The 17,924-nt window shown below is 67.9% G+C and carries 14 protein-coding genes and 1 pseudogene; 12 read left to right on the top strand and 3 right to left on the bottom strand.

Going from position 1 to position 17,924, the window contains the following annotated elements; translation table 11 throughout:
* Nucleotides 1–15: 15 nt before the first annotated feature.
* Nucleotides 16–1,101: a GTP cyclohydrolase FolE2 gene (folE2, locus tag ACE3P6_RS11875; RefSeq protein ID WP_374395203.1), complete on the top strand. Its 1,086-nt coding sequence runs from the start codon at nt 16–18 to the stop codon at nt 1,099–1,101.
* Between the two features lie 40 nt (nt 1,102–1,141).
* Complete coding sequence (locus tag ACE3P6_RS11870; protein WP_374395202.1) at nt 1,142–2,590, top strand: TrkH family potassium uptake protein; 1,449 nt, start codon at nt 1,142–1,144, stop codon at nt 2,588–2,590.
* A gap of 81 nt (nt 2,591–2,671) precedes the next feature.
* Here the strand turns inward: ACE3P6_RS11870 and ACE3P6_RS11865 are convergent, their stop codons facing one another.
* Nucleotides 2,672–4,423, bottom strand: a complete 1,752-nt coding sequence (locus ACE3P6_RS11865) for a peptidoglycan-binding protein (protein WP_374395199.1) — start codon at nt 4,421–4,423, stop codon at nt 2,672–2,674.
* A 165-nt stretch (nt 4,424–4,588) separates the two neighbouring features.
* On the opposite strand from ACE3P6_RS11865, the gene ACE3P6_RS11860 reads away from it, so the two are divergent.
* The 10 genes from ACE3P6_RS11860 (at nt 4,589) to ACE3P6_RS11815 (ending at nt 16,594) form a co-directional block, all read left to right on the top strand.
* A complete protein-coding gene (locus tag ACE3P6_RS11860; protein ID WP_374395197.1) occupies nt 4,589–5,515 on the top strand; it encodes a glycine--tRNA ligase subunit alpha in 927 nt (308 codons plus the stop codon).
* Complete coding sequence (locus ACE3P6_RS11855; RefSeq protein ID WP_374395195.1) at nt 5,470–6,045, top strand: DUF6446 family protein; 576 nt, start codon at nt 5,470–5,472, stop codon at nt 6,043–6,045. Before ACE3P6_RS11860 ends, ACE3P6_RS11855 begins: the two co-directional genes overlap by 46 nt.
* Nucleotides 6,045–8,216: a glycine--tRNA ligase subunit beta gene (gene glyS, locus ACE3P6_RS11850; RefSeq protein ID WP_374395193.1), complete on the top strand. Its 2,172-nt coding sequence runs from the start codon at nt 6,045–6,047 to the stop codon at nt 8,214–8,216. Before ACE3P6_RS11855 ends, glyS begins: the two co-directional genes overlap by 1 nt.
* A gap of 165 nt (nt 8,217–8,381) precedes the next feature.
* Entirely contained in the window at nt 8,382–10,928 is a 2,547-nt protein-coding gene (locus ACE3P6_RS11845) for a putative PEP-binding protein (protein WP_374395190.1), read from the top strand.
* Nucleotides 10,929–11,114: 186 nt separating this feature from the next.
* Nucleotides 11,115–11,738: a cell wall hydrolase gene (locus ACE3P6_RS11840; protein WP_374395187.1), complete on the top strand. Its 624-nt coding sequence runs from the start codon at nt 11,115–11,117 to the stop codon at nt 11,736–11,738.
* 90 nt (nt 11,739–11,828) lie between these two features.
* Nucleotides 11,829–12,731 (top strand): dihydroneopterin aldolase, encoded by a 903-nt coding sequence (locus ACE3P6_RS11835; protein WP_374395184.1) that lies wholly within the window; start codon nt 11,829–11,831, stop codon nt 12,729–12,731.
* Nucleotides 12,732–12,776: 45 nt separating this feature from the next.
* Nucleotides 12,777–13,796, top strand: a complete 1,020-nt coding sequence (folP, locus tag ACE3P6_RS11830; protein WP_374395181.1) for a dihydropteroate synthase — start codon at nt 12,777–12,779, stop codon at nt 13,794–13,796.
* Entirely contained in the window at nt 13,793–15,136 is a 1,344-nt protein-coding gene (glmM, locus tag ACE3P6_RS11825; protein WP_374395178.1) for a phosphoglucosamine mutase, read from the top strand. Before folP ends, glmM begins: the two co-directional genes overlap by 4 nt.
* 172 nt (nt 15,137–15,308) lie before the next feature.
* Complete coding sequence (locus ACE3P6_RS11820) at nt 15,309–16,124, top strand: hypothetical protein (protein WP_374395175.1); 816 nt, start codon at nt 15,309–15,311, stop codon at nt 16,122–16,124.
* 23 nt (nt 16,125–16,147) lie between these two features.
* Nucleotides 16,148–16,594, top strand: coding sequence for a hypothetical protein (locus ACE3P6_RS11815; RefSeq protein ID WP_374395172.1), 447 nt, complete (start codon nt 16,148–16,150; stop codon nt 16,592–16,594).
* Between the two features lie 15 nt (nt 16,595–16,609).
* On the opposite strand, the gene ACE3P6_RS11810 is transcribed toward ACE3P6_RS11815, so the two are convergent.
* On the bottom strand, nt 16,610–17,386 hold the full coding sequence (locus ACE3P6_RS11810; RefSeq protein WP_374395169.1) for a hypothetical protein: 777 nt from the start codon (nt 17,384–17,386) through the stop codon (nt 16,610–16,612).
* Nucleotides 17,387–17,636: 250 nt separating this feature from the next.
* Nucleotides 17,637–17,924, bottom strand: a pseudogene (locus tag ACE3P6_RS11805) (ketol-acid reductoisomerase); the annotation flags it as partial.

Here is a 17,924-nt window from a genome sequence, read left to right as displayed (position 1 = left end):
GAAAGGACCAGCCCGATGAACATCCATACCCCCGAGATCGACCGGCTTCCCACGCGGGAAGAGGCAGAGGCTGCGCTGGCCGTGCTGCGGCAATGGGCGGGGAAGTCGTCGGACGAAGAGATTTCCCGGCTGGATTCCGCCGTGGGCTGGCTGGTGCCGGGGCAGGGCTATCCGGCGCTGTCGCGCATCTACCCCGAGGCGTTCCGCCCCGACACGGGCTACAAGGCCTCGATGCCCGACCTGCAGAACGGGCCGGAAAGCCTGATCCGCGGCGCGAAGGCGCGCATCCAGCATGTCGGCATCTCCAACTTCCGCCTGCCGCTGCGCTATGCGACCCGCGACGGGGCGGCCCTGGTGCTGGAGACGAGCGTCACCGGCACGGTGAGCCTGGAGGCGGAAAAGAAGGGCATCAACATGAGCCGCATCATGCGGTCCTTCTATGCCCATGCCGAGAAGGAATTCTCGTTCGGGGTGATCGAGGCGGCGCTGGACGATTACAAGGCCGACCTTGGCGCCTTCGATGCGCGCATCCAGATGCGGCTGTCCTATCCGATGCAGCTTCAATCGCTGCGCTCGGGCCTGTCGGGCTGGCAGTACTATGACATCGCTCTGGAGCTGGTCGAAACGGCGGGGGTCCGCACCCGGATCGTGCATCTGGACTATGTCTATTCTTCGACCTGCCCGTGCAGTCTGGAACTGTCGGAACATGCCCGCGCCACGCGGGGGCAGCTGGCCACGCCGCATTCCCAGCGGTCCGTCGCGCGGCTGTCGGTGGTGCTGTCCGCCGAGATGGCGCTGGAGGATCTGGTCGATCTGGCGCGGGGCGCGGTCGTCACCGAGACGCAGGTGATGGTCAAGCGCGAGGACGAGCAGGCCTTTGCCGAGCTGAACGCCGCAAACCCGATCTTCGTCGAGGATGCGGCGCGGCTCTTCTGCGAGGCCTTGCGGGGCGATGCACGGATCGGCGATTTCCGGGTGGTGGCGAGCCATCAGGAATCGCTCCACAGCCACGACGCGATCAGCCTGCTGACCGAAGGCCCGACCTTCGCGGCGGCGAGCCTCGACCCGCATCTCTTCCAGACGCTGATCCACCGCGGCTGAGGTTGACCAAAGCGGCGGGGCCGCGTAGCCATGCGCGATCATGGTTGACCTCCGCCCTGTCGCCTATGTCATCGGCCGCATCCTGATCGTGCTCGCGATCCTGATGCTGGCCCCGGCCATCATCGACTGGCGCGCCGGGCTGGAGAACGGCTACGATTTCCTTGCTTGCGCCGCGCTGACCGGGGTGGTGGGCGGCGGGTTGACGCTGTCGACGGGGAATGCGCTGGGAAAGCCGCTGGAGACGCGGCAGGCCTATCTGCTGACCGCCGGCATCTGGTTTGTCGTGCCCTTCTTCGCGGCGTTGCCATTCTGGATCGGCGAACCCGGCCTGAGCCTGAACAACGCCTATTTCGAGGCGGTCTCGGGGATCACCACCACGGGGTCCACGGTGATCTTCGGGCTGGACGACCTGCCGGCCGGGATGAACCTGTGGCGCGGGATGCTGAACTGGCTGGGCGGGCTGGGGATCGCCTTCATCGCGATGATCTTCCTGCCGCTGATGCGGGTCGGGGGGATGCAGTTCTTCCGGACGGAAGGCTTCGACACCTTCGGCAAGGCTTTGCCGCGCGCGGCGGATATCGCGGCGCAGCTGCTGGGGGTCTATGTCGGGCTGACGGTGATCTGCATCGCGGTCTATGCCGCCATCGGGATGGAGACGCTGGATGCGGTGGTGAACGGGTTTTCCACCATCGCCACCGGCGGGTTTTCCTCGTCGGATTCCTCGTTCAACAAGTATGCGGGAGCGGGCGAGTATTTCGGTGCGCTGTTCATGATCCTGGGCAGCCTGCCCTATATCCGCTATGCGCAGATGATGAGCGGGGCGCCGCAGGCCCTGTGGCGCGACAGCCAGGCGAGGGCCTATGTCCGCTGGCTGGCCTATGCGGTGCTGTCGGTCACCGCGTGGCGGGTCTGGACCACGGGCGAGCCGCTGGAGCCGGTCTTCCGCGAGTCGCTGTTCAACCTGACCTCGATCATGTCGTCGAGCGGGTTTTTCACCGGCAGCTTCCCGACCTGGGGCGGGTTCATGCTGGTGGTGGCTTTCGTGATCGGCATCGTGGGCGGTTGTTCGGGATCATCCGGCGCGGGGCTGACGGTGTTCCGGGTGCAGCTGGTGCTGGCGACGGTGCGGCGCGAGGTGCGGCGGATCGTCAACCCGTCGAGCGTCGAGCCGGTCCGCTATGACGGGCGGACGGTGGGCGAGGACGTGCTGAACGCGCTGATCCTGTTCGTGTCCGGCTACATCCTGATCCTGGGGGTGATGAGCGTGGCGATGACCTTGCTGGGCGTCGACAGCTTCTCGGCGCTCTTCGCCGTCTGGACGGCGATCGGCAACATCGGCTACGGCTTCGGCCCGCTGGTCGAGCGGACCGGAACCTTCATCGACTTCCCGCCCGGCGCCATCGCGATCATGTCGATCTGCATGTTGCTGGGCCGGTTGGGCCTGCTGACGATCCTGGTGCTGGTGCTGCCAAGCTTCTGGCGGCGCTGAGAGCGACGCCTCGTCGTTCACTTCGTGTCCTCCTCGGGATGGCCCGCGAGGAGGAACGAAGGTCCCGACGAGCCCGGTGGGTCACTCCCAGCAGGACACCAGTGCCGTCATCCCCATCGCCGTATCGGCCAGGGCGGCGGGCGACAGCGCGCCGGTGTTGGTCGCGGGCAGCGGCACAACGCCGGTCGGGGTGAGCAGACGGGTGATCTCGGCATTGGGCAGCGCGAAGGCCACGCCTGCGGGCAGTTGCTTGCCGCCTGCGGGCGCGGCGGGCAGGAGCATGCCCAGAACGGCGCCCGACGTGTCCAGCACTGCGCCACCGGCATCGCCGGGCAGGGATTGCAGCGACAGCCGGTTCAGCCCGGTCTCGCCGTTCAGCCCGGCAAGGTCGTCGAGCGTGCCGAAGGTCAGCGTGGGCGCGGGCAGGCGGTCTTCGTAGGAATAGCCGGGAACGGTGATTTCGCTGCCCGCACGGCCCGGCGCGGTGGCGAAACCGGCCACGGCGCGGGGGGCGAGCGGGGATTTCGGTTTCAGCAGGGCAAGGCCACTGGCGGCGTCGGTCAGCGCGACCTCGGCGTCGGTGGCGTGGTCGATGGTCACGCGGCCGCAGGTCGAGACGGCTTCCACCGTGGTCAGCACCGCGCCTTCGGGCGAGATGAAGAAGCCGGTGCGGCTGAGTTTCGGCTTCCTGACTTCAAGCCCCGACAGAAGTCCCGCCTTGGTGCCTGCATCCATCGCCACCATGCCGGGATCGAGGACCGAGTCGCCGTCCGGCTTGAAGCTTTGCTGCAGCACCTGCAGGATGCGGGCGTCGCGAGCCTCGTTGCCGGGGGCGGAGATCAGCATCCAGCCCTTGATCCGGTCGCCCTTCAGCGCGGCATAGACGGTCGTGTCGGTGGTGGCGCTGGTGCCGCGGATGCGGAAATCGCGGTCGCCCCGGTCGCGCGCCCCGTCGGCAGGCACGTCTTTCAGCGTCTGAAGCACGTCGTAAAGTCCGTAAAGCGCGGCCTGGTCGCCGGGCTGCGAGATCAGGAGGAGGCGCGGCCCGCCCTCGGCCTTGGCGCGGTAGTGGACGAAGGGCGGCCCGTAGTGGTCGAACTCCACCAGGTTCAGCGGCAGGGTGACGGTGATGCCGGATTCCGCCTCGGCCACCTCGGTGAAGCCGAAGGCGGCAAGCTCGCCCTTCCAGGCATCCAGCAGCGCGCGGCGCTGGCGGGTGGTCAGGATGCCGGTCGGCTCCAGCCCCTCGGCCTCTTGCCAGGCGGCCATCGAATTGCGGGTGCCGGGGCCGAAGGCGCCGTCGATGGCGCTGGCATAGAAGCCGAACCATTGCAGCGCGGTTTGCAGGTCCTTGCGGTCCTCGGGCAAGAGGATCGCCTCGCTGTCGCGGGCTTCGGCCTTGCTTTCGTCGGGGGCTTCGGCGGGGTCAGGTTCGACGACCAGGTCCGGTTCCACGGTGGCCCCGACCTCAGGCGCTTCGGGGGCGACAGCGACACCACCCTCGGGCCAGAACTGGTCACGGAAATCGCCGCTCCGGACGATGAAGCTGTCCGAGGGAATCTGGCCCTCGCGCTTCAGCGTCTGCAGGCGGGCGGCGGCCTCGGCCTCGGGGTAGGGGCCAAGCGCGATGCCGAACCAGCCCGAGCGCAAGCGGAACCCGGCGGTTTCGGGGAAGAGCGAGCTGTAGGCCTGCGCCCGGTCCTGCGCGGTGGCAAGGTCGGGAAGCGCCTCGACTTGCACCCAGGCGGTGCCGTCCTGGGCCATGCCTGCCGTCGGGGTCACAAGGAACAGGGCGGACAGCAGAAGGGCAAAGAGGGCAACGGGTCTGAACATGGGCAGGTCCTGAAAGGCGAAAGCGGTTCGCGCGACATTAGTCGGTGGGTGCGCCGCGGCAAGGGTGAAACCGGTCACGTTTCCGCCGGGAGTTTCCGGAATTGACCCTCTGCCCCCCAGTGGATAGGGAAGGCGGCACGTTCCGCCCCCGCCAGAGGCCGCCCCATGTCCGACGCCCCGACGACCCCGAAGAGCTTTCAGGAAATCATCCTGCGGCTGCAATCCTACTGGGCGGCGCAGGGCTGCGCAGTGCTGCAACCCTATGACATGGAAGTCGGCGCAGGCACCTTCCACCCGGCGACCACGCTGCGCAGCCTCGGGTCGAAGCCCTGGGCCGCGGCCTATGTCCAGCCCTCGCGCCGCCCGACCGACGGCCGCTATGGCGAGAATCCGAACCGGCTGCAGCACTATTACCAGTACCAGGTGATCATCAAACCCTCGCCGGCGAACCTTCAGGACCTGTATCTGGGATCGCTCGCAGCCATCGGCATCGACCTTGCGCTCCACGACATCCGCTTTGTCGAGGACGACTGGGAAAGCCCCACCCTCGGCGCCTGGGGCCTGGGCTGGGAGGTCTGGTGCGACGGGATGGAAGTCAGCCAGTTCACCTATTTCCAGCAGGTTGGCGGGCATGACTGCAAACCGGTCTCGGGCGAGCTGACCTATGGGCTGGAGCGGCTGGCGATGTATGTGATGGGCGTGGACCATGTTATGGACATGCCCTTCAACGACCCCCAGTCGCCGATCCCGCTGACCTATGGCGACATCTTCCGCCAGACCGAGGAAGAATACTCCCGCCACAACTTCGACGGCGCGACGACCGAGATGCTGTTCCGGCATTTCCAGGACGCCGAGGCGGAATGCGAACGTCTGCTCGCCTTCGAGCCGCAGGACCCGAAGACCGGCAAGCGGATCATCATGGCGCATCCGGCCTATGACCAGACGATCAAGGCCAGCCACCTCTTCAACCTCCTCGACGCGCGCGGGGTGATCTCCGTCACCGAGCGCCAGGCCTATATCGGCCGGGTGCGGGCGCTGGCGAAGAAATGCGCCGATGCCTTCCGCCAGACCGAAGCGGGGGCGGACGCGTGAATGCGGGCAAGCTCATCGTGGGGGCTATCGTGATCGTTTCGGCCATCGCCGGCGGCTTCCTGTGGTACACCGCCGAGCGGGCGTACTACACGCCTGTCGCCTTCCAGCCCGGCGCGGAGATCCGGCTGGTGCCGCTGACCTCCGACCAGCCGGAGGCGATCATCGTCAACGGGATCGAGGGCATCGACGCCGACAGCTCGCCCATCAAGTTCCGCGCCTGCTTCACCACACCCCTGACGCTGGCCACGCTGACCGAGACCTACAGGGAATATCCCGGCGCCGAACCGCTGATCGCTCCCTCGGGTTTCGACTGCTTCGATGCCGAGGCCATCGGTGGCGCGCTGGAAAAGGGAGAGGCGCTGGCCTTCCTGTCCGAGCCGAACATCACCTATGGCATCGACCGCGTGGTCGCCGTGATGGGCGACGGACGCGGCTTCGCCTGGAACCAGATCAACGCCTGCGGCAAGGAAGTCTTCGAAGGACGCCCCGCGCCCGAAGGCTGCCCGCCCGTGCCCGAAGGACTGAAGTGATGCCCGACCTCTTGATCGAACTCTTCTCCGAGGAAGTCCCGGCCCGGATGCAGGGCAAGGCCCGCGATGACCTGCGCAGGCTGGTGACGGACGGGCTGGTCGAGGCCGGGCTGACCTATGCCTCTGCGGGGGCCTTCTCCACGCCGCGCAGGTTGGTCCTGTCGGTCGAGGGGCTGACCGCGGAAAGCCGCCCGGTGCGGGAAGAGCGGAAGGGGCCGTCGACTTCTGCGCCCGCGCAGGCGGTGGAGGGGTTCCTGCGCTCGACCGGGTTGACGCTGGACCAGCTGGAGCGCCGGGCCGAGAAGAAGGGCGAGACCTTCTATGCCGTGGTGGAAAAGCCGGGCCGGAAGGCGGCGGAGATCGTGGCCGAGGTGCTGGAAGCGGCGATCCGCAATTTCCCCTGGCCAAAGTCGATGCGCTGGGGGGCGGGGTCGCTTCGCTGGGTGCGGCCCTTGCAGTCGATCATCTGCCTGTTGTCCGATGAAGGCGGCGCGCATGTCGTGCCGCTGACCGTGGACGGGATCGTCGCGGGCAACGTGACCGAGGGGCATCGGTTCATGGGCAACGGGCGCTTCACCGTCACGGGCTTCGACGACTACGCGGTGAAGCTGAAGCGGGCGCGCGTGGTGCTGGACACCGCCGAACGCGAGGCCGCGATCTGGCAGGGGGCGCAGAACCTGGCCTTTGCCGCCGGGATGGAGGTTGTCGCCGATCCGGGCCTTTTGACCGAGGTCGCCGGGCTGGTGGAATGGCCGGTGCCACTGATGGGGCGGATTGCGGAGGCGTTTCTGGGGCTGCCGCCCGAAGTGCTGCAGACCTCGATGAAGGAGCACCAGAAGTTCTTCTCGGTGAAGAACCCGAAGACCGGGCGCATCGAGGGCTTCGTGACCGTCGCCAACATCGAGGCGGCGGATGGCGGCGAAGTGATCCTGAAGGGCAACCAGAAGGTGCTGGCGGCGCGGCTGTCGGATGCGAAGTTCTTCTGGGAGAACGACCTGCGGGTGGCCCGCGCGGGCATGGCCGAGTGGGCCGAGGGGCTGAAATCTGTGACCTTCCACAATAAGCTCGGGAGCCAGGCGGAGCGGATCGAGCGCATCGCCGCCCTGGCCCGCGAGATCGCGCCGCTGGTCGGGGCGGATGCCGAGGACGCCGAACGTGCCGCACGGCTGGCGAAGCTGGACCTGCGCTCCTCGATGGTGGGCGAGTTCCCCGAGTTGCAGGGCGTGATGGGCCGCTACTATGCGCTGGAGGCCGGGGAGAAACCCGCCGTCGCCGACGCCGCGCGGGATCACTGGCGGCCAAAGGGGGAGGGTGACGCGGTGCCGACCGAGCCGGTCTCGGTCGTCGTGGCGCTGGCCGACAAGATCGACACGCTGACCGGGTTCTGGGCGATCGACGAGAAGCCGACAGGATCGAAGGACCCGTTCGCGCTGCGCCGGGCGGCGCTGGGGGTGATCCGGCTGGTGCTGGGGAATGGGGTGCGGGGGCTGAACCTTTACCACACGTTCGCTATTGGCTGGAACTCTCACACCATTCCCGGGTTTTGGGCCAAGATTGCAGCCGACAATGCCAGCTTGAAGTCAGGCAAGGTGCCTAAATCCGAACCTATGGATATGGAGTGGGTAAAACGGCGGAACGGGGTTATCGCTGACCTCGTTTCCTTCTTCTATGATCGACTCAAGGTTTTCCTCCGTGACCAAGGGGTTCGGCACGATGTTATCGACGCTTGTCTGGCGCTGCCTGGGGCCGATGACCTGACCCTTCTGGCGAAACGCGCCACGGCGCTGTCGGAAACGCTGAAAACCGAGGACGGGGCGAACCTGCTGCAAGGGTTCAAGCGGGCGAACAACATCCTGAGCCAGGCGGAACAGAAGGACGGCGTCGAATATTCCTTCGGCGCGGACCCGAAGTTCGCCGAGACCGACGAGGAGCGCGCGCTTTTCGGGGCGCTCGACACCGCCGAGGCGACCATCACCCCGGCGATGGCCAAGGAGGACTTCGCCACCGCCATGTCCGCGATGGCCGCCCTCCGCGCGCCGATCGACGCCTTCTTCACCGCCGTGCAGGTGAACGCGGACAACCAGATCGTGCGGCGGAACCGCCTGAATCTCCTCCACCGCATCCGCACGGTCTGTTCCGGCGTGGCCGACCTGACGCGGATCGAAGGGTAAACCCCGCCCCGGACTTGATCCGGGGCCTCCCTCTGACCCACGAGGCCCCGGATCAAGTCCGGGGCGGGGTTTTCCCTTTGCCCGAAGATTCAGCACCGACGCCCCATGTGACGCTTGCGCGACGGGGCTTTCGGCGTATTCTGCGGCTGAACATCAGGTGCTGCAGTGCAGAAACACGATCCCATCGCGGAGTTTACGCAGATCACGCCCTCGGCGGAGATCGCGACGGCTGCGCATGGCTGGCGGGCGAAATGCCTGCAGCGGCTGGTGCGGCTGGACCTGCCGGTGCCGAAATCCGTGGCGCTGCCCGCCACCACCGTCCGCGCCATCGCCGCCGGGCATGGCGTGGATGCCGCCGGGATCCTCGATCATTTCGGCGACGGGCCGCTGATTTCCGTCCGCCCCAGCCCCGCGAACCCCGATTGGGGTGGGCCGGGGACGATCCTGAACATCGGCCTCAACGCCAAGCGCCACGCCCGGCTGGCCGAGACGCATGGCGAGGCGGCGGCGGATGCGCTCTATCTGCGCTTTGTCCAGTCCTATGCGATCCATGTCGCAAGGCTCGACCCCGACGTGTTCGACGGGCTGAAGCCGGGGCCGGGGGCGCTGAAGGACGCGCTGCGGGAATACGAGGTCGAGACCGACGAACCTTTCCCGCAGGACGCGGGCCAGCAGCTCTCGGAAGTGCTGCGCTCGATGGCGCGAGCCTGGGAGGGCACCTCGGCCCGGCTGTTGCGGCAAGCGAAAGGCGCGCCCGACGAGGCCGCGCTGGGACTGGTCGTGCAGGAAATGGCGCAGGGCATCGGGCAGGGGATCAGCGGCTCCGGCGTGATCCAGTTCGTCGATCCGGTCACCGGCCAGCCGCAGATCACCGGGCGCTATCTGGGCCAGAGCCAGGGCCGCGATGCGCTGAAGACGACCGAGGCCCTCTACCTGACCCGCGACCCGCGCGGCCCCTCGCTGGAGGATGTGGCACCTGAGATCTTCGCCAAGCTGGTGGACTATGGCGCGACCTGCCGCGAGCGCCTGCGCGAAGAGATGCAGATCGAGTTCACCATCGAGGATGGCCGCCTTGCCGTGCTGGACGCGGTGAAGGTGCAACGCTCCGCCCGTGCGGGCCTGCGGATCGCGGTCGCACTGGCCGAGGACGGGGTCATCCCGCGCGACGAGGCGGTGCTGCGGGTGGAACCGCGTGCGCTCTCCGAACTCCTCCACCACCAGGTCGACCCGCGCGGGGATCGCGACGTGATCGCCCGCGGGATCGCCGCCTCGCCCGGCGCGGCGACGGGGATTCTGGTGTTCTCCTCCACCGCGGCGCAGGCGGCGGCGGCGCGGGGCGAGGCCTGTATCCTCGTCCGCCGGGAAACCGCGCCCGAGGACATTCGCGGCATGCATTCGGCGGCGGCGGTGCTGACCGAACGCGGCGGCATGACCTCGCACGCGGCGGTGATCGCACGCGGGCTGGGGCTGCCTTGCGTGGTGGGCGCGTCGGAGCTGCGGCTGGACGCGCGCGACAGGAAGCTGACCGCCATCGACGGCCGCATCTTCCGCGAGGGCGACGTGGTGACGTTGGACGGCTCGAAGGGCGAGGCGCTGGCCGGTGCGGCGGAAATGCTGCCCCCGGCGCTGGACGACAGCTTCCGCCGGTTGCTTGCCTGGGCCGACGAGGTGCGCGACATCGGCATCCGCGCCAACGCCGACACCCCCGCCGACGCCGAAACCGCCCGCAAGTTCGAGGCGCAGGGCATCGGCCTCTGCCGGACCGAGCACATGTTCTTCGACGAGGACCGCCTTGTCGTCATGCGCGAGATGATCTTCGCCGACAGCCCCGGCGACCGCGCGGCGGCGCTGGCCCGGCTTCTGCCGATGCAGCGGGCGGACTTCGTGCAACTCTTTGAAATCATGCAGGGCCTGCCGGTCTGCATCCGCCTTTTCGACCCGCCGCTGCACGAATTCCTGCCCTCGGACCGCGAAGGCCTGCGCGATCTGGCCGAGGCGCTGGACCGTCCCCTCAGTGAAGTCACCCGCCGGGCGGAAGCGCTGACCGAAGTCAACCCGATGCTCGGGATGCGCGGGGTGCGGCTGGGGGTGGTGCTGCCGGAAATCTACGACATGCAGGCGCAGGCGATCTTCGAGGCGACCATCGAAAGCGCCCGCCGTGGTGCCCCGGTGGTGCCCGAGATCATGATCCCGCTGGTCAGCGCCCGGCGCGAGGTGGAACTGGTCAAGACCCGGATCGATGCCGTGGCTGCGATGGTGCGCACCAAGGCGGGTGCGGGCTTCGACTACAAACTGGGCGTCATGGTCGAAACCCCGCGCGCGGCGCTTCGGGCCGGGGAGATCGCCCAGCATGCGGCCTTCCTGTCCTTCGGCACCAACGACCTGACGCAGATGACCTACGGGTTGAGTCGCGACGACGCCGGGCGCTTCATGAACACCTATGTCCGGCAGGGCGTCTTCGCCGAGGATCCCTTCCATATCCTCGACGTCGACGGGGTGGGGGAGCTTCTGCACATCGGGGCCGACCGGGGCCGCAAGACGCGGAAAGACCTGACTCTTTCGATCTGCGGCGAGCATGGCGGCAACCCGGAATCCATCGACTTCTGCCGCCGCGCGGGGTTCGACTATGTCTCCTGCTCGCCCTACCGGGTGCCGATGGCGCGGCTGGCGGCGGCGCACCTTGCGCTCAACGACAGGAAGAAAGATATTTAATATCAATTACTTGTATTGATTTCTTAAGAAATTTCACCAATTTTCGGCGACATTTCGCTTACGCAGCATTGATTTCCGTTGCAAATCCGCAACAGCGGTAGACCCCTACCGCCGCTTCCCCTACCTCGCCGCCAGCTTGCCAAGGCGGGGAGACTTCCGCCGGGAAACCAAAGACGGAAGAGCAGAATGAAACGCGACCTTGCGACCCTCGCACTGGCGATGGCCCTGGCAGCCAACACCGCTGCGGCCGATGCCACCTGGACGAGGGACATGTTCGGCCTGGTGCCGACCGAGATTTCCTACACGCCCGATCTGACGCGCCTGCCCGCACCCGACCTGAACGGGCCGCTCCCCGCGATCGCCATGACCGACGGGCTGACTGAAGAGTGGCTGATGGACCAGCCAAAGCCTGCGGGCGACGCGCAATGGCAGTGCCTGACCCAGGCGCTGTACTTCGAGGCGCGCGGCGAAGGGCTGGAAGGGCAGGTCGCGGTGGCGGAAGTGATCCTGAACCGGGTCGACAGCGGGCTTTACCCCCGCACGGTCTGCGGCGTGGTCAAGCAGCGCGGTGGCGGCGGGTGCCAGTTTTCCTATGTCTGCCGGGGCACGACGAAGATGCGCGAGAAAGAGGCCGCCGATCTTGCCGGTCGCATCGCGCGGGCCATGCTGGACGGTGCGCCGCGGGTGCTGACCGACGGCGCCACGCATTTCCACACCCGGGGCGTCCGGCCCAGCTGGTCGAAGCGCTTCGCCAGGACCGCGTCCATCGGATCGCATCTCTTCTACCGGCAGCCCGGCGCCAGCGGCTGATGTCGCCTAATGCTGCTTCCCTGACGCCTTATCGCTTGGCCCGCCCGTTCCGCGTGGTATGAGGGGCCGAACCGTCAGGGAGGCCGACCCATGTCCGATATCGAGCTGGCCTTCGCCCATCCGGAAGACCGGGCCGAAGCTTCGGCCGGGGCCGCCCCGCGCGACCGGATTTCCTTGCGCGACCATGTGGTCGAGGCCGATATCGGTGCCTTCCAGAAGGAACGCGGCCACAAGCAGCGCCTGCGTTTCAACGTGGTGGTCGAGGTCCGCCCCGTGACCGAGCCGCTGGAGGATGACGTCGACCGCATCCTCTCCTACGACCGGATCACCGAGGCGATTGCGGCGGAGCTGGCGGCGGAACGGCTGAACCTCCTGGAGACGCTGGCCGAACGGGTGGCCGAGCGCATCCTGGCGGAACCTGCGGCGATGCGGGTTTTTGTGCGGATCGAGAAGCTGGACATCGGTCCCTATGCCCTGGGGGTGGAGATCGTCCGCTCCCGCGCCGAGCATCCCGTGCAGAAGCACGGCGACGACGGGATGGAATCAGTGCATCCGCTGGTCGTCTACCTCGACAACGCGACGATCCATGCGCCCGACCTCTCGCTCCGGCTGGATGCGTTGCTGGCCGAAGGCCTGCCGCTGATCCTGACCGTGGGCCTGCCGGACCTTCCCCGCCCGGTGACCGGCCACAAGCCGACCCAGCGCCGGGTCGACCTCTTGGCGATGGAGCAGAATGCCTGGACCCTCGCCGCCCGCGACCCGCGCTGCGTGGTGGTGGCGACCCGGACGGAAATCGACTGGGCGATCAAGCGCGGGCAATCGGTGGTCTGGGCGCCGTCGAAGCTGGTCCTGGACGCGGTCGACGGTCCGAAGGGCAGCGACCCGGTGGGTCTTGCCCTGTGGCTTGCGGAAACCATGTCGGCCACGGCGCTGGTCGTTCACGGCGAGGTTGCAGTCCCGGCGGGAAGCCGCGTCCCGGTGCGGCGCGCCTGACGCTTCCCCCTTGAAAAGCGGCGGACCATCGGCCACTCCGGGGGCATGGAATACTTCCGCCCCATCGCGATGACCGACCCCGCCCGCCCCGCCGACGCGCTGACGCTGGCAGGCGGCTGGTGCTGGTTCGACCGGGTCGAGGTGCTGTCCCGCGCCGCCCCGGCCCGGATCATCGCCGCCTCCGAGGTCCCCGCGCCGGTCCTGCACCGGCTGACCTCTGCGCGACCCGCCTTTGCCGGTCTGGCGCTGGACCGGCCCCGGCTTATGGGCATCCTGAACGTGACCCCCGACAGTTTCTCGGACGGGGGCCGGTTCCTTGCCGCCGAACCGGCGGTGGAGCAGGCCCGCGCGATGGCGGCAGGGGCCGAGATCATCGACATCGGCGGCGAAAGCACCCGGCCCGGCGCGGCGGAAGTACCGGTCGCCGAGGAGATCGCCCGCACCGCCCCGGTGATCCGCGCCCTGCGCGCGGGCGGGCTGGCCGCTCCGATTTCCATCGACACCCGCAAGGCCCCGGTCGCGGAAGCGGCACTGGAGGCGGGGGCGAGCATCGTCAACGACGTCTCCGCCTTCGACTTCGACCCGTCGCTCGGCGCTCTGGTTGCGGGGACTGGCGCGCCGGTGATCCTGATGCACGCCCAGGGCGTCCCCGCCACCATGCAGGACGACCCGCGCTATGGCGATGTGCTGCTGGATGTCTACGACGCGCTCGCCACCCGGCTGGCCCGCGCCGAAGCCTTGGGGATAGACCGCGCCCGCATCATGCTCGACCCCGGCATCGGCTTCGGCAAGACGCAAGCCCACAACCTGACGCTCCTGCGCGGGCTGTCGCTCTTCCACGGCCTCGGCTGCCCGGTCCTGCTGGGCACTTCGCGCAAGCGCTTCATCGGGTCCATCGGCGGCGCACCCGTCGCGCAGGACCGCGCGCCGGGCTCCATCGCCACGGCGTTGCAGGGGGTCGCGCAGGGGGTGCAGCTTGTCCGCGTGCATGACGTGGCCGAGACGCGGCAGGCGCTGCGGTTGTGGCAGGCGATGAACACCGATCATCTGGAGAGTGACCAATGACCCGCAAGCTTTTCGGCACCGATGGCGTGCGCGGCCGGGCGAACAGCTGGCCGATGACGGCGGAGCTGGCGCTGAAGCTGGGCGCGGCGGCGGGGCGGTATTTCCGCCGCGACGGGTCTGCCGCGCATCGGGTGGTGATCGGCAAGGACACCCGCCTGTCCGGCTACATGCTGGAGAACGCGCTGACGGCGGGGTTCACTTCGACGGGGATGAACGTGCTGCTGCTGGGTCCGGTGCCGACCCCGGCGGTGGGCTATCTGACCCGCTCGATGCGGGCGGATGTGGGGGTGATGATCAGCGCGTCGCACAACCCGCACCAGGACAACGGGATCAAGTTCTTCGGGCCGGACGGGTTCAAGCTGTCGGACGCTGCGGAAGCCGAGATCGAGGCGATGGTGGAGGGCGAGATTGCCCCGGCCAAGCCGGAAAACATCGGGCGGGCCAAGCGGATCGAGGACGGGCGCGGGCGCTATCAGGAGTTCGTCAAGACCAGCTTCCCGAACGGGTTGCGGCTGGACGGCCTCAAGGTGGTGATCGACTGCGCCAACGGGGCGGCCTACAGGTGCGCGCCGGAGGTGTTGTGGGAACTCGGGGCCGAGGTGATCCCGGTGGGCGTCGCCCCGAACGGGACCAACATCAACGACCGCTGCGGGTCGACCCATACCGAGACGGCGGCCGAGGCGGTGGTGGCCCACGGGGCGCATGTGGGCATCAGCCTCGATGGCGATGCCGACCGGATCATGATCCTGGACGAGGCGGGACGGGTGGCTGACGGGGACCAGATCATGGCTCTGCTGGCGGCGCGGTGGGCCGAGGAAGGACGGCTCAACGGTGGGGCTCTCGTGGCGACGGTGATGTCGAACCTGGGGCTGGAGCGATACCTCGCGGGGCGGGGCCTGCGGCTGGAGCGGACGGCGGTGGGGGACCGCTATGTCGTCGAACGGATGCGGGAGGGGGGGTTCAACCTTGGGGGCGAGCAGTCCGGGCACATCGTGATGACCGACTATGCGACGACCGGGGATGGGCTGGTGGCGGGGCTGCAGTTCCTTGCCGAGATGGTGCGGACCGGGAAGCCTGCGTCGGAACTGACGCGGTCCTTCGCGACGGTGCCGCAGATGCTGAAGAACGTCCGTTTCGCCGCCGGGGCGCGGCCGCTGGAGGTGGAATCGGTGCAGGCCGTGATCCGGGCCAGCGAGGCGAGGATCGAGGGATTGGGGCGCATCCTGATCCGGAAGTCGGGGACGGAACCGCTGATCCGGGTCATGGCGGAATGCGAGGATGAGGTGCTGCTGGCAGCGGTGGTGGATGAGATCGTCGGGGCGGTCGAGGCTGCGGTGTGAGATCCGTCCACGGTGGACATTTCCTGATTGTCCATCAATAACAAAGGCTTGTATTTTTCTGTTAAGGTGGCCTTAAGATTTGCCCGAGGGCGGTGAAGGTCAGGCATTCCGCTCTGGTCCGGGGGCGCGGGCTGGGGCAGTCTTCATCGTGGCAGGACAGGAAGGAATTGCGATGCGGAAGCTGGGAAATGTGGCGGGCGTGCTGGCGATGCTTCTGGGCTCTGCCGCGGTGGCGCAGGACCTGACGGTTGCCGGGCACCAGATCGCGGTCAAGGACGACGGCATGGGCAGCGCGGCGCTGCTGGTCGACGGCGAGGTTCTGCACGAAAACGGGGTGATCTATCTGGACGAGGCGCCGCAGACGGTGGGCGGGGTCACGGTGCTGACCGGGGTCGCCGGTTCGGGCGGCAATGCCTGTGGCGCGGCGCCCTTCGTGCTGGCCTTCCCCGAGGGCGCGGCCCCGGCGCTCTTTGGCCCGGTGGACAGTTGCCGCGAATTCACCATTCAGGCGCAACCCGACGCGCTGGTCTTCGCGACCGAACCCCTGCCGTCGGAACCGGGCGAGGTCTGGGTCTGGAACCCGACCACCGGCCTGACCGAAGCCTCGCCCGAGGAGTTCAGTGCGGACAGCGGTGCCGGGTGGGAGGCCGTCCCGACGCTGAAGGGCGCGCATCCGGTCGATGCGATGAAACTCGCTCCGGTGTTGCAGGCGCTGCAGACGGGGCTTGGCGCCGACTACCCGGACTTTGCGGAACGGATTTCCGATCTCGGCTCGGGCGATCTGACGGCGGAGGGCTACCTGGGCCAGGCCTGCCTGAAATACACCTGCGAGACGGACTGGGCTGTGCTATATTTGCACGCGGCAAGCCGGCGGGTGTTCGCGGCCTGGGCGGTGTCAGGCGAAGCCAAGCCGCATGTCTGGCCGGAAGATACCGGCGACTGGCCTGTCGAGGCCTTGGCGGCACTGAACGGAGAGACGGGCGAATGAGGACAGGGCTGGCTCTTGCGGGAATGGTCCTGACGACCACGGCGGCGCTGGCCGAGCCGCAGGTGGTCCGGCTGATGGACGACAAGGTGGCGACGATCACGGCAGCCGACGGCATGGAAGTCCTGAGCATCAGCGCCTCGGGGAGCGAGCAGGTCGAGATGCTGTCCGGGGCGGAGGTGGACATCGTCGCGGTGGCCGACGGGACGGAAAACGAGGCGTTGTTCGGGGCACCGCTGGTCATCGCCGAAGTCACCGGGACGCAGACCTGCGAAGATGGAGACCCGCTGGACTATTATGTGGTGAAGCTGGGCCTTTTCCCGGAAGACCCATTCGGGCCGGTGACAAGCTGCATTCATCTGGCGGCGGCGGCGGAGGACGGGGTCGTCACGCTGACAGCGCCTTTGGATCGGCCGGATGCGCCGTCCTGGACCTGGACGGCGGCGACGGGGTTCGTCCAGAAGGACAACTGACGCCGGGCGACCTGTTCACCCGCGCGGCTTCGGTGCCAGCGCGTAGTCGCCCGGATAGGCCAGATCGCCGTGATGGGTGATCTTCGCGCTTTCGTGGCACCAGATTTCGCCGCCGCAGCCTTCGATCCAGCGGCGGCAGAAGCTGGTATCCTCGCCATGCATGACCTGGCCGCCCCGCCCGCGCAGGTGGCTGAAGAAATCGTGGAAATCCGCGCCGGGATAGCCGGGGCCGTTGAAACCGGGGACGGGCTTCGCCACGCCAGCCTCGACCATGCGTTCCGGCACCGCGCGTCGGAGCAGCATGAAGCCGGTGCCCGCGCCGGGAACCTTGCGGAAGCCGTCGCGTGCCTCGTAGGGCCAGGGCTGACCGGCGTCGAAGACCTGCGGAACATTGTAGCGGAAGGATTCGGCCAGAAGCGTGTCGGTGGGAAGGCGTTCGGCCTCGGGTTTCGACGCTTCACGTTCGACCAGCGCGCGGAAGGTGGCCCACTGCATCCGGCGTTGCGGATAGGGGGCACAGGTGAAATCGGCGTCGAAGGCGAGGAGGTCGAAGAAGACCTGCGGCTGGTAGCTCATGTCGCTGTCGAGGAGCAGCGCATGGCTGAACTTCCGGTCGGCCAGGAAGCAGGACATCAGGTAGTTGCGCGAGATGACGAGGTCGGACCATTCGTAGGTCTTCAGCGCGAAGCGGATGCCGTGGCGGGGCAGGGCCTGGGTCAGGCCAAGCAGGCTGTGGACGGCGGGGGTGTCGACCTGCCCGCCGGTGGGCATCAGGATGAGAAGGGTGGTCATCGGGCCTTCCTTTGCGTCCCGCTCAGGGGTGGCTTGGGCGGGGGGCCGTTGTCAAGCGGGTGAGCCGCCCCCCTCAGGCGGCGCCCACCCGCCCACCCTGCCGCCATCGGGGGGCGGCGCGCGGGTCCGCGCAAGGCAGGAGCCTCCGGCGGGGATATTTCCGGCAAAGATGAAAGGCTTGGACGGGAAAGGGCCGGAGGTTTCCCCCCGGCCCGTGCTGGTGGTGTCGGTCGGATGCGATCCGCCGGGATCAGTTCCGCGCCTTGTCGACCATCTTGCCCTTGGAGATCCAGGGCATCATCGCGCGCAGCTTCTCGCCGACCTGTTCGATCTGGTGTTCGTCGTTGATCCGGCGGGTCGCCTTGAAGAACGGCTGGCCGACGGCGTTTTCCTGCATGAAGTCACGCACGAACTTGCCGGTCTGGATGTCGCGCAGCACCGCCTTCATCCGGGCCTTGGTCTCGTCATAGGGCAGGATGCGCGGGCCCGAGACGTATTCGCCATACTCGGCGGTGTTCGAGATCGAGTAGTTCATGTT

Origin of the sequence: Tabrizicola sp. (genome assembly GCF_041911175.1) — a bacterium.
Lineage (GTDB): Bacteria > Pseudomonadota > Alphaproteobacteria > Rhodobacterales > Rhodobacteraceae > Tabrizicola.
This window is presented reverse-complemented; position numbering and strand designations above follow the sequence as displayed.